The organism is Streptomyces phyllanthi (assembly GCF_009377205.1).
GTDB lineage: Bacteria > Actinomycetota > Actinomycetes > Streptomycetales > Streptomycetaceae > Streptomyces > Streptomyces phyllanthi.
Genome location: NZ_VJZE01000277.1, coordinates 1 through 12,167 on the forward strand (window position 1 = coordinate 1; position 12,167 = coordinate 12,167).

Here is a 12,167-nt window from a genome sequence, read left to right on the forward strand (position 1 = left end):
GAGAGGTACGCCCAGGGCTTCGCCTCACGCTGACGAGGCGGCCCGCCCCACGGCGACCACATGCCCCGTCATGACGGTGGCCCCGGCGCACAGCGCACCGGGGCCACCGTCTCACGCGCCCACGGCCCTACGACCGGGCACGGCCCCTCACCTCGTACGTGAGGGGGCGACGCGCGGGCCGCCTCACGCCTTCAACTGATCGCACACCACGCCCGTCAACCGCTCGGACTCCTCCCAGAGCATCTCCCCCGCCCGGTCGTTGAGCGTCCAGCCGGCGCGCCTCGACCTCGCGGGCGAGCCGCGCCAGCCGAGGAGTGCCGGGCCCGTGAAGGAGTCGGGGCGGACGCCGGGGGCCGTGGCCGCGTACAGGGTGGGGAGGGCGCCGGCGTCCGCGGACTGGGCGAAGTAGCGGTTGCCGATGAGCACGACGCGTTCGACGGCCGTACGGCCCTCCAGTTTCAGGCCGGCGGTCTGGAGGTTGGTGGCGGCATAGCCGGGGTGCGCGGCCGCCGCCACGAGGTCGGCGCCGGCGGCCGTGACCCGGCGCGCCAGCTCATGGGTGAAGAGCAGATTGGCCGTCTTCGAGCGACCGTACGCGATCCAACGACGGTACCGGCGCTCGCTGTTGAGGTCCGTGATGTCGATGTTGGACACCGCGTGCATCCCGCTGGAGACGGTCACCACGCGTGCGCCGGGGGTACCGAGCAGGACCGGCAGCAGCAGCCCGGTGAGCGCGAAGTGCCCGAGGTGGTTGACCCCGAACTGCGTCTCGAACCCGTCGACGGTGTGCCCGTACGGCAACGCCATCACACCCGCGTTGTTGATCAGCAGATCGAGACGGTCGCGCTCGCGCGTGTACGTCGCCGCGAACTCCCGTACGGAGGCCAGGTCGCCCAGGTCGAGCCGTACGAACTCCGCTTCGGCGCCCGGCACTTCGGCACCGAGCCGGTCCAGGGCCTCGGTGCCCCGCGCCTCACTCCGGCAGGCCAGCACGACGCGCGCACCGCGCCTGGCCAGTTCGCGGGCGGTGACGTACCCGATCCCGCTGTTCGCCCCGGTGACGACGGCCGTACGGCCCTTCTGGTCCGGGATGTCGGTGGCGTTCCAGCCGGCCATGTCGTGGCTCCCTCCACGGGCGGACGGGTACCCAGCCTAGAGGCCGAAGAGCCACCTGCCCCGACCGCGTTGCCCTTCTCCGGTCGGCGAACACCGGGGACGGCCGCGCGTGCCGGACCAGGCTGTCCGACCCGGCTCGTGCGGGAGGCCCGCGATAGGATCCGCGCCCCGCTGTCGACCCGACCACCCGAGAGGGGCACGCGACCGTGACGACCATCGCGGTGACCGGGCACCTGGACCTGACCGAGGACAGCCTCCCGGTGGTCCGCGCGGCCCTGGACGACCTGCTCGAGCGGTACACGGGCGACGGCGATCTCGTCGGTGTCTCCTGCCTCGCCGAGGGCGCGGACTCCCTGTTCGCCGAAGCCGTCCTCGCAGCCGGAGGCCGCCTCACCGTCGTCATCCCCTCCCGGGACTACCGCAGGACCAAGGTCGGGCCCGGCTACGCCTCTCTCTTCGACCACCTCGTCGAAGCGGCCGACGAAGTCCTCGTCCTCCCCGCCGAGACGGCCGGCCGTCAGGCGTACGAGGCCGCCAACGCCGTACTGGTCGAACGCGCCGACCGCCTGGTCGCCGTCTGGGACGGCAGCCCTCCCACCGGCAAGGGCGGAGGCACCGCCGACACCGTCCTCGAGGCCCGGGCGGCGGGCGTCGCCGTGGAGGTGGTGTGGCCGGAGGGTGCGGCGCGCTGGGGTCAGGAGGACGGCAGCCGCCGCAGGCCCTGAAGGAGCAGCTCGACCAGTCGGCGGGGGTCGTAGCGCGGATCGCTGTCACGTCCGATGCAGAGGTTGCCGATGCCGCGCATCAGCTCGTAGGCCTGTGTACCGGGCCTGATCTCGCCGGCGTCGACCGCGGCGTCGAGCAACTGCGCGCAGACGGGCACCAGGTGGTCGAGGAAGTAGGCGTGCAGCGCGTCGAAACCGCTGCTGTCCGACTGCATCGCGTTGGCGAGTCCGTGCTTCGTCACCAGGAAGTCGACGAAGAGACCGACCCACTCGCGGAGTGCCGCGAGCGGAGAGCCGGCACTGGCCAGCAGGCTCGGGCCGGCCTCGGCGCAGGCCTCGACCTGGTGGCGGTAGACGGCGACGACGAGGTCCGCCCGGGTCGGGAAGTGGCGGTAGATCGTCCCCATCCCGACGCCCGCCCTCGCCGCGATCTCACGGATCGGGGCATCGACACCCGAGGTGACGAACACCTCGGCGGCGGCGGCAAGCAGCGTCTGCTGGTTGCGCAGCGCGTCGGCCCGCTTGCCGCGAACCGGCACCTCCCCGGACCCGCTCGTACTGGGCACCACGCTCTCCTTCCGACGGCCGTTGACAAAGCGGAACAGCGCTCCGTATCTTAAACGGAACAACGCTCCGCTTTCAGTTGCTGTGCTGAAGCCGGGCATCACTCCCGACCACGCCTCACCCGTCACCGGCCGAACGAGCCCGGCGGCAGAGGCCATCGAATGGAACGCCCATCATGAGTGAACCGACCTACCCAGCCGCCACCTTAAGCTCGCCCTCACCCGTCCTCTCGGTCGGTCCGGTGGTCCTGCCGGCCCCCGGCCGAGCCGTGGACCTTCAGGTACGGGTCTCCGCGCCCGTGACCGGGAACGACCTCCCGGTCATCCTCCTCTCACACGGCCAGGGCCACTCGAACCACCTCTCCTCGCTGAACGGCTACGCCCCCCTCGTCAACTTCTGGGCGGCGCACGGTTTCGCCGTCATCCAGCCCACCCATCTGAGCTCGAGGACGCTGAGCCTGGACCCCGACACCCCCGGGGCGCCCCTGTACTGGCGCTCGCGGGCGGAGGACATGACGCGCGTCCTGGACCGGCTCGACGCGATCGAGGCCGCCGTCCCGCAACTCCTCGGGCGCCTGGACCGCGACAAGGTCGCCGTGGCCGGGCACTCGATGGGTGGGCACACCGCGAGCCTGCTGCTGGGCGCCCGGCTCACCGATCCGGACGACGGAACGGAAGTGGACCTGACCGAGCCCCGGATCAAGGCGGGTGTCCTGCTTGCCGCGCCCGGCAGAGGCGGCGATGCCCTCACCGAGTTCGTGGCCGAGAACTGGCCCTTCTTCCTGACCACGGACTTCTCCAGGATGACGACGCCCACGCTCGTGGTCGCCGGCGACAAGGACGACTCCGCCCACCTGACGGTTCGCGGCCCGGACTGGCACGCCGACCCGTACGTCCTCTCCCCGGGCCCCAAGTCCCTGCTCACCCTGTTCGACGCGGAGCACGGCCTCGGCGGGATCTCCGGATACGACGTCGCCGAGACCACGGACGAGAACCCCGCACGAGTGTCCGCGATCCAGCACCTCACCTGGGCCTACCTCCGCACCGAGCTCTGTCCGGGCGACTCCGCCTGGAAGACGGCCTGTGACGCCTTGACGGCCGGTCCCGACCCACTCGGACGGGTCGAGTCCAAGTAGGCCGGGGCACCTGCGAACTCATGCGCCGGTGCTACATCCATGACTGTTCGCAGGTCCGCACGTCGTCGAAGTTCCGTGCGGCCAGGTCCCCACGGCGGATCAGCCAGTAGGCGGCGCATGTGTGGGGGTCGTCCAGGAACTCGTAGTCCGCCTGGGCCAGCAGGATCCACGCCTCGTCACCCTCGTCGGGCCAGGAACACGGATCGCTCTGCGTGGGACAGGGATATCCGCCCAAGGTCAGTTCGCCGGCGACGGTCCGGTCCAGGTCCAGGCCGTGTTCCTCGTAGAGGTCGCTGTTGGCCTCGTCCTCGACGATGACGTTGCAGTCTCCACCTGGCATGCGCCAATCAAGCCGACCTCGGAGAGGAAAGGCCTCGCACGTATAGCGACGGTGCTCCCCGGAGGGGATCCGCTCGGCCGTCACCGTTCCGGCGGGGACGTACACCACCCGGCCGGCGGTCGCGGGCGCCCAGTCCGGCAGGCGCCTGTCGGCGAAGAACAGCAGGTGCCCGTCCTGCGGCAGCGGGATGTCCAGCTCACCGACCGGAACGGCGGCGCAGTCGACCGAGGCGATCAGATCCGGGTAGCCGGACCATTCGACGTCCGGCGGAAGCCGCGGGTGGCCCCCGTAGTGTCCGGCGACGGGCGCGCCGCTGTCGCCCTTCGGCCGCAGCTCGATGCGCGGGCGGGCGAGCCGCAGCGCCCTGTCGATGATGTGCTCGGGTATGTCCTGCTCGCGAGCAGCCTCGCGATAGGCCTTGAGTGAACTCATGATCGGCAGTCTGCCCCAGGGTTCCGACAGGCGAAGGAGCCTTACGGGTTCGCCGCCGACCCGGCCCCACGACCGGGCGGCCCAGGCCGGGCGGCCGACGCGGAAGGGCGGCACCCCCGCACGGGTGCCGCCCTCACCGAGTGGGACGCGCTCAACACGTCGTCCCACAGGTCGTCAAGGAGTTGGCGCGGCAGATCTCCGAGGCCCCGGCGAGCCCGCTCCCTGACATCCATACCTGACATCAACGTCGGCGGACGACAGCAGCCCTTTGCGAACCGCGATGCCCCGACCTCCCGAGCGCGGAGGGCCGGTTGGGCCCTCTTGATCGACCTCCTGAAGCGGGTGTCAGCGGACTACCGTCGCAAGAGTCAAGCTCAGTGGGCCGGGTCACCCACGCGGTTCGCGACACGTGTGTGCGCCGTGGCGGCCGTACGGGCCGCAGCTGAAGACCTCGGTGGGCATCTCCTTCACTGCCGGAATGCGGTCGATGCGCAGGAGCGACAGCGGTTTGCCGTCGGGCTCGCCCGAGTCCGGGGAATAGACGAGGTGGCCGGTGACGCCGGGCCGGCCGCCGGCCTGGTTCTGCCGGAGGATCTCGGTGTGGACGGCTGCCGGGTCGAGCATCCGTCCGTCCCATCGTTGCGGCCATACACGGACACGCCCGGCCAACTGCTCCACCGCTTGGGCCAGGAGCATGGTGGCGTCGTAGGCGAGCCCGACGTGCTCCCCCAGCCATTCCTGGGCACCGGGCCCGTGGACGCACCTGGCGGGGCGGAGCAGGCCGGGCCTTCCCACAGCGGCCAGGAACTGGCTGGCCACCGCCTCCGAGTTACTGCGACGGCGCAGCGCGGCGCAGGTGGCCAGGCCGGACTTCGACACGTACAGCATGGTCAGATTGTCCGGCGCCGCCTCGCGCAGCGTCGGGTTGGCCATGAAGCGGTTGACGGAGTCATCGGCCACGAGATGACGTGGCCAGTGCTGGTTGCGGCAGTCCTTCGCCAGACCATGCAGGAAGTCTCCGTACTCCGACCACCGACCGGCGAAGAAGAGCATGCCCTGGTAACCGCACTCCCGTGCCATGGACAGCCCGCTGTGCCAGTCACGGAAGGTGAGGTCATGGGTGCCCTTGAACTCTGTCCGAAGGTCCTCCAGGAGCGTGGCGACGTAGAGGTCGTCCTTGCGGCTGGACCCCTCACCATAGGTGGCGTAGACATGCAGCCCCTTCCAGCCCTTCCGGCGTGCGTAGTCGGCCACGAGACGGGCCTGATCCCGGTTGGGCGGCGCGATCTGGAAGTAGAGGGCCGAGTTCTTGTCGATGTGGTCGGCGGAGAGTGCCGGCGCGATGGCGGGCAGACCGACCTGGTTGAGGTGACGCAGGGCGGCGGCGCTGGCCCTCCGGCTCTCGACCGGGCCGACGACACCGACCACGGGGGCATCGGACTCCTGACGCGCCAACTCGGCGATCATGTCAACAGCGATGTCGGCGTGCTTCATCTGGAAGCCGGCGTTGGCGATGACGATGCGCAGCAACGGAACGGAGGAGTTGTTCACCGGGGCCCGCAGCCCGATGTGCTGGGCGACGGCCATGCCTTCCAGTCCTTCGCGTTCGGCCGCGTACGCTTCCTCGCCGCGGCGGGTGGCACGGCCGGTCAAGGTGCCCAGGTACACGATGGTGACGTACGGGCGGCGACGGCCTCCGCGCTCCCAGAGGTGCTCCGCGTCCCGGTTCTGAGCGAAGATACGCTGCTGGATGTAGTGCAGTCGCTCCTGCCCGGGCTCGTCGTTGAAGGTGAACGCGTATGCGTCGCTGAAGCCGATGCACTGTCCGCCCACGTCCCTGACGGTCACATCACCGGCAAGGGGCCGGTGCGGACAACCCGGCAGGCCCAGCTGATAGCCGGACCATGCCACGGTGGGAACGAGAAGCGCCAGGCAGGCGGCGAGAATGACGACACGCCGGCTGAACCATGGTGGCAAGGGGGCCGTGACAACGACGGAAGCGGGCACTCGTTCCGTCTCGGTGGAGTCGTACACCCAGAACCGACGCTGCGCACGGACCCGGGCCGGTGGTACGGAGCGTCGCCGGCGCAGACGGCTGCTGTAGGAGACGGGGGCCCACTGCGTGTGGTCGATCGCGGGCACGTCCGTCATGTTCAGAGCGTCGGCGGGCGCGGACGGGCCCAGGTCACCGCTGTGTCGGTGGTCGACGTGCACGAGGAGCACGGGGACGGGCCGCCCGGTTTCCTCACGTACCTGTTCCACGAGTCTGAGCAGTGTGCGACCCGCGTCGGTCGCTCGGGTGCCCTGGATGACCACCACGGGATAGGCCGTGTGCCGCCATCCGCGCCGCCGACAGGGACCGCGCCGAAATGCGCGGCGCAGGTCCTCGAGAAAGGCGTGAACCAGCAACTTGGCCACGTGGTCGGCGGGTTCCTCGGCCCGGTAACCGACGGTCAGCCGCTCGGCCAGGCCGAGGAAGTCTCCCGACAGCTCCGGCCTGAGGTAGGGCTGACGCATGAACCACCAGTAGCCGCGCCCGAGGCCGGGCACACGCCCGCTCGCCACCACTCGGAACAGCGCGGGTGGGACCAGCAATATCAGCCCGTTCCACAGCAGTTGGAGCAAGGGGTGCAGGGCGCCGACGCCGATACCGATACCGCTGTGGTCGGCGGCAGGGCGAGTTCCGCGCAGGAAGTCGCGCAGTCTTCCGGCGAGTTCGGTGTGATGTCTGTCGTGACGGCCGTCGTTCGGAAGCCGCTCCCCCATGGCCCAGTTCACCAACGAGAAGCGCCGGAACCGCAGACGCGGCTGTCCGCTTCGCTGCGGTGCGAGGGCGTGGCAGATCTGGGCGAGAAGATCACGCAGCGCGTCGGCGTCCTGATGGCTGACCGCGTGATCGGCCCGGTCGGCACCGTCGGACAGGAGCGCCGTACCGGAGCCGGTCCCGGGATCGCGTGCGTCGTGGGCGGGATCGGGTCGGCGGTGGCCCGGCGCACCGGCCTGGGCCATGTCGCCGTCGGAGTGGTCATCGTTGGCTTCGCGGTGGTCACCGTTGGCTTCGCGGTGGTCACCGTTGGCTTCGCGGTGGTCACCGTTGCCGTCGGGATGGTCATCCGCATCCGGCAGCGGCACCACGCAATGGGGGACGGGCCGGGCAGCCTCGCCCAGTCGGCTCTGGAGCGCGGATTGGACGGCCCGGGCGCCCGGGCCACCGATCTCGAAGGACGGCAACCACCGTTCACCGCGCCGGGGCCTTTCCACCAGTGACCGCACCAGTCGTAGAAATTCGCCTGTTCCCGGCGGCCCGTCCAGCATCCCGTTGTCGGCTGCCTGCCGGACGGCATAGTGGTTCTCTGCCACGCACTCCCCCGATGCATCCACCGTTGTGCCGCTTGCCCGCACTGGTATAGCAGCAGACAGTGAGCGTGCGGGTGCGCTTCGCTACGACTGGGGTACCCGTTACGGACTTCGGCGCTTTAGGGTCAGTTCTGTCCAAGCTGCAGGTCATCGGCAGAACATCCCAGCCTCTCTCCGTCAGCTGTGGTCGATGCCCGCCGGATGCCTCCGTCCTGTGCCGCCCCGGCGGCCCGCTCCACGCACACGACGAATGGTGACCGCATGGTCGACGGCCTTCGCGCGGACGGGCACGTCCGAACGGCGCGGACGGGCACGTCCGAACGGCGTGGACGGGTGTCAGGGCAGCGCAGATGGGTGTCATTTGCCGATGAGGAGGGCCAGCGCCAACGAGGTTGGGGGAAGGTGCCTGTCTACTACCAGCCGTGTTCGGTAAGCGGGCCGCTGCCGTCGAGGTAGCCGCGCAGGCCGGCCTCCGGATACTCGATGATGTCGTCGGGCAGGTCATGCACGGTGAACCACTCCAGGGCGAGGCACTTCTCGGGCTCCTTGTTGACGGGCGTGCCTTCCCACTCCGTGGCCTCGAAGAAGAAGCCGATTCGCTCCACCTGCGCTTCCTGCCGGTGGTGCACGGTCTGGACGAGGCGAAGGTGAGCCGGATCGACCGTGATGCCGGTTTCTTCGTACAGCTCGCGTGCGGCGCCGTGGGGAAGGGGTTCGCCCTGATCGAGCTTGCCCGACGGCATGTGCCATCGGCCGCGGCCGTAGGGGCCGCCACGCTGCGAGAAAAGGATCTTGTCGGCGTCGCGGAGGATGACGTGGGTGTCGATGACTGGCTGTGCCGGTTGTCCGCTCATGTTCCCTGGGGCGTCGGATGGGGGTGGGTGAGGCGATCGACGCTAGCGGCAGAGCCGGGATGTCGTCGGCGATTCGGCGTGCGACGTCCGATGGGGTGGCGTTGCTGGTATCGAGCAGGAGGAGAACGTCAACCGCTCTGTTCATGTGTGATGCCGCATGACAAGAGGGCGGCACCCCCCGCACGGGGTGCCGCCCTCTCTTCGTGCTCCGGAACCGCCGCGATCGGTGAGGGTCGGGGACCGACGGCGGTTCCGGGTTCGGGTGAGGTCGGCGACGGGCGCCTCCCTCCGTCAGCGTGGTCGGTGCCCGCCGTCAGCGTGGTCGCCGCCCGCCGTCAGCGGTGGTCGCTGCCCGCCGACTGCGACGCCGCCCGGCCCGCCTCCAGTCGCGCCACCGGGATCCGGAAGGGCGAGCAGGAGACGTAGTCCAGTCCCACCTCGTGGAAGAAGTGGACCGACTCGGGGTCGCCGCCGTGTTCGCCGCAGACGCCGAGCTTGAGGTCGGGGCGGGTCGCGCGGCCGGCCTCGGCGGCCAGCTTCACCAGGGAGCCGACGCCGTCCTTGTCGATGGTCTCGAAGGGCGAGACCCCGAAGATGCCCTTCTCCAGGTACGCCGTGAAGAACGAGGCCTCCACGTCGTCCCGGCTGAAGCCCCACACCGTCTGGGTGAGGTCGTTCGTGCCGAAGGAGAAGAACTCCGCCGCCTCCGCGATCTGACCGGCGGTCAGCGCGGCGCGCGGGAGTTCGATCATCGTGCCGATCGCCAGCTTCAGCTGCGTACCCGTCGCCGCCTCGACCTCCGCGACGACCTGGTCGGCCTCCTCGCGCACGATCTCCAGCTCCTGGACCGTGCCCACGAGCGGGATCATGATCTCGGCGCGCGGGTCGGCCTTGGCGTTCCGGCGCTCGGCCGCCGCCTCGGCGATGGCCCGGACCTGCATCGTGAACAGGCCCGGGATGACCAGACCGAGGCGTACACCGCGCAGGCCCAGCATCGGGTTCTGCTCGTGCAGGCGGTGCACCGCCTGGAGAAGGCGGAGCTCGTTCTCGTGCGGCTCCTGGCGGGACTCCGCCAGGGCTACGCGGACCGACAGCTCGGTGATGTCGGGCAGGAACTCGTGCAGCGGCGGGTCGAGCAGCCGGATCGTCACGGGCAGGCCGTCCATCGCCGAGAACAGCTCCACGAAGTCCTGCTTCTGCAGCGGGAGCAGCTCCTTCAGGGACTCCTCGCGCTCGGCCTCCGTGTCGGCCAGGATGAGACGCTCGACCAGCTCGCGGCGGTCTCCGAGGAACATGTGCTCCGTACGGCACAGACCGATGCCCTGGGCGCCGAAGCGGCGGGCGCGCAGCGCGTCCTCGGCGTTGTCCGCGTTGGCGCGCACCCGCAGGCTCCGCTTGCGGTCGGCGAACGCCATGATCCGGTGCACGGCCTCGACCAGTTCGTCGGCGTCGTTGGCGCCCGCGTGCATCCGGCCCTCGAAGTACTCCACGACGGGGGACGGGACCACCGGCACCTCACCGAGGTACACCTTGCCGCTGGAGCCGTCGATCGAGATCAGGTCGCCTTCCTCGACGACGTGCCCGCCCGGCACCGTCATCCGGCGGCGCTTGGTGTCGACCTCGAGCTCCTCCGCGCCGCAGACACAGGTCTTGCCCATGCCCCGGGCGACGACGGCCGCGTGCGAGGTCTTGCCGCCGCGCGAGGTGAGGATGCCCTCCGCCGCGATCATGCCGTCCAGGTCGTCGGGGTTCGTCTCGCGGCGGACCAGGATGACCTTCTCGCCCGAGCGCGACCACTTCACGGCCGTGTACGAGTCGAAGACCGCCTTGCCGACCGCCGCGCCCGGAGAGGCGGCGATACCGCGGCCGACCTGCTCGACCTTCGCCTCCTCGTCGAACTTCGGGAACATCAGCTGCGCGAGCTGGGCGCCGGTGACGCGCTGGAGCGCCTCGGCCTCGTCGATCAGGCCCTGGTCCACGAGCTGGGTCGCGATACGGAAGGCCGCGCCCGCCGTGCGCTTGCCGACGCGGGTCTGGAGCATCCACAGCTGGCCGCGCTCGATGGTGAACTCGATGTCGCAGAGATCCTTGTAGTGGTTCTCCAGGGTCTCCATGATCTGCATCAGCTGGTCGTACGACTTCTTGTCGATCTGCTCCAGCTCGGCGAGCGGCACGGTGTTGCGGATGCCCGCGACCACGTCCTCGCCCTGGGCGTTCTGCAGGTAGTCGCCGTACACGCCCTGGTGGCCCGAGGCGGGGTCACGCGTGAACGCCACGCCCGTGCCCGAGTCCGGGCCCAGGTTGCCGAAGACCATCGAGCAGACGTTGACGGCCGTGCCGAGGTCGTGCGGGATGCGCTCCTGGCGGCGGTAGAGCTTGGCGCGGTCGCCGTTCCACGAGTCGAAGACGGCCTTGATGGCGAGGTCCATCTGCTCTCGCGGGTCCTGCGGGAAGTCGCGCCCGGCCTCGGTCTTGACGATCTTCTTGAACTTGGTGACCAGCTTCTTCAGGTCCGCGGCCTCCAGCTCGGTGTCGACCGTGACCTTCTTGGCCGCCTTCGCCGCGTCCAGCGCGTCCTCGAAGAGGTCACCCTCGACGCCGAGGACCGTCTTGCCGAACATCTGGATGAGACGGCGGTACGAGTCCCAGGCGAACCGCTCGTCGCCGGCCTGCTGGGCCAGGCCCTGCACCGACTTGTCGGAGAGGCCGATGTTGAGGACCGTGTCCATCATGCCCGGCATCGAGAACTTGGCGCCGGAGCGCACCGAGACGAGCAGCGGGTTGTCGGCCTGGCCGAGCTTCTTGCCCATCTTCTCTTCGAGGGCGACGAGGTGCGCACTCACCTCGTCACGCAGTGCCACCGGCTCCTCGCCACTGTCGAGGTAGACCTTGCAGGCCTCGGTGGTGATGGTGAAGCCGGGAGGGACGGGGAGGCCGAGGTTCGTCATCTCGGCGAGGTTCGCGCCCTTGCCGCCGAGGAGGTCCTTGAGGTCCTTGTTGCCCTCGGTGAAGTCGTAAACGAACTTCACGCCCTCAACGCTCTGTGCAGTGTGGCCTACGTGGAGATCTTTGTTTTCCGACACAGGTCCCAACTCCTCGAGGACGCGGTGGCTGCCCTGACGGCGAGGAACATACCCAGATCGAAGGCACCTGGGTACGTCTACTTGCGCGTCATACGCCTGTAACCACCCGGCCGCCAGCAGATCGAAAGTCAACGGTCGGCAAGGAGAGAGACGGCGGTGTGTTCACTTCTTGAACACGTCACCCTCCGTCAACTCTCCGTTTCGCTCAGATGAGCGGCTATCCATACGTCTGAGTTTACCCGATGAACGATCAAAGCGTGGCACTGAGTGCCAGACTTTGAAGAAGCGGAGTGGCTCAAGATCCGCTCATCTGAGCGCAACCCCTATCAAGGGTGGCGAGAATCACGCCCTCCGGGGCGCCCCGGTTTCAGCATGCGGACGAGGACACGGACCGAAACACGCCCGTCACCCGGGCGCTGCCGCGTGCGCCCGCCGTGCGCGTTCCCGCAGGCGTGGCCCACTCCGGGCGGTGCCCACTCCGCGTGGCCACTCCGGGCAGTGCCCCACTCCGCGTGGCCCACTCCGGGCGGCGCCCCACTCCGCGTGGGCCACGCCAGGTCC

The 12,167-nt window shown here is 69.6% G+C and carries 9 protein-coding genes; 3 read left to right on the plus strand and 6 right to left on the minus strand.

The annotated features are described in order from the left end of the window. Positions 1-183: 183 nt before the first annotated feature. Positions 184-1,116, minus strand: a complete 933-nt coding sequence (locus tag FNH04_RS29980) for an oxidoreductase (RefSeq protein ID WP_152788913.1) — start codon at positions 1,114-1,116, stop codon at positions 184-186. A 206-nt stretch (positions 1,117-1,322) separates the two neighbouring features. Between FNH04_RS29980 and FNH04_RS29985 the strand changes: the two genes are divergently transcribed. Next, positions 1,323-1,841 carry a hypothetical protein gene (locus FNH04_RS29985; protein WP_322724222.1) on the plus strand — a complete coding sequence of 173 codons (519 nt, stop codon included), beginning with the start codon at positions 1,323-1,325 and terminating at the stop codon, positions 1,839-1,841. Here the strand turns inward: FNH04_RS29985 and FNH04_RS29990 are convergent. Further along, the gene (locus FNH04_RS29990) at positions 1,811-2,407 is read right to left on the minus strand and encodes a TetR/AcrR family transcriptional regulator (protein ID WP_386573515.1); all 597 of its coding nucleotides are present in this window, start codon (positions 2,405-2,407) and stop codon (positions 1,811-1,813) included. The genes FNH04_RS29985 and FNH04_RS29990 overlap by 31 nt on opposite strands. 173 nt (positions 2,408-2,580) lie before the next feature. Between FNH04_RS29990 and FNH04_RS29995 the strand changes: the two genes are divergently transcribed. Next, positions 2,581-3,540: an alpha/beta hydrolase family protein gene (locus tag FNH04_RS29995; RefSeq protein ID WP_152788914.1), complete on the plus strand. Its 960-nt coding sequence runs from the start codon at positions 2,581-2,583 to the stop codon at positions 3,538-3,540. Between the two features lie 31 nt (positions 3,541-3,571). On the opposite strand, the gene FNH04_RS30000 is transcribed toward FNH04_RS29995, so the two are convergent. Continuing rightward, positions 3,572-4,312 carry a DUF1963 domain-containing protein gene (locus tag FNH04_RS30000; RefSeq protein WP_152788915.1) on the minus strand — a complete coding sequence of 247 codons (741 nt, stop codon included), beginning with the start codon at positions 4,310-4,312 and terminating at the stop codon, positions 3,572-3,574. A 387-nt stretch (positions 4,313-4,699) separates the two neighbouring features. Then, positions 4,700-7,078 (minus strand): type 1 periplasmic-binding domain-containing protein, encoded by a 2,379-nt coding sequence (locus FNH04_RS30005; RefSeq protein ID WP_152788916.1) that lies wholly within the window; start codon positions 7,076-7,078, stop codon positions 4,700-4,702. Positions 7,079-7,147: 69 nt separating this feature from the next. Between FNH04_RS30005 and FNH04_RS30010 the strand changes: the two genes are divergently transcribed. After that, positions 7,148-7,579, plus strand: a complete 432-nt coding sequence (locus FNH04_RS30010; protein WP_152788917.1) for a hypothetical protein — start codon at positions 7,148-7,150, stop codon at positions 7,577-7,579. A gap of 503 nt (positions 7,580-8,082) precedes the next feature. Here the strand turns inward: FNH04_RS30010 and FNH04_RS30015 are convergent. After that, complete coding sequence (locus tag FNH04_RS30015; RefSeq protein ID WP_152788918.1) at positions 8,083-8,523, minus strand: NUDIX hydrolase; 441 nt, start codon at positions 8,521-8,523, stop codon at positions 8,083-8,085. A 335-nt stretch (positions 8,524-8,858) separates the two neighbouring features. Next, a complete protein-coding gene (gene ppdK / locus FNH04_RS30020) occupies positions 8,859-11,606 on the minus strand; it encodes a pyruvate, phosphate dikinase (protein ID WP_386573518.1) in 2,748 nt (915 codons plus the stop codon). Between the last annotated feature and the right edge of the window lie 561 nt (positions 11,607-12,167).

Bases quoted from the DNA above. Each gene is read 5' to 3' on its own strand.
- FNH04_RS30000 (WP_152788915.1), bottom strand. From the start codon at position 4,312: ATGAGTTCACTCAAGGCCTATCGCGAGGCTGCTCGCGAGCAGGACATA.
- FNH04_RS29980 (WP_152788913.1), bottom strand. From the start codon at position 1,116: ATGGCCGGCTGGAACGCCACCGACATCCCGGACCAGAAGGGCCGTACG.
- FNH04_RS30015 (WP_152788918.1), bottom strand. From the start codon at position 8,523: ATGAGCGGACAACCGGCACAGCCAGTCATCGACACCCACGTCATCCTC.
- FNH04_RS30005 (WP_152788916.1), bottom strand. From the start codon at position 7,078: ATGGGGGAGCGGCTTCCGAACGACGGCCGTCACGACAGACATCACACC.
- FNH04_RS29995 (WP_152788914.1), top strand. From the start codon at position 2,581: ATGAGTGAACCGACCTACCCAGCCGCCACCTTAAGCTCGCCCTCACCC.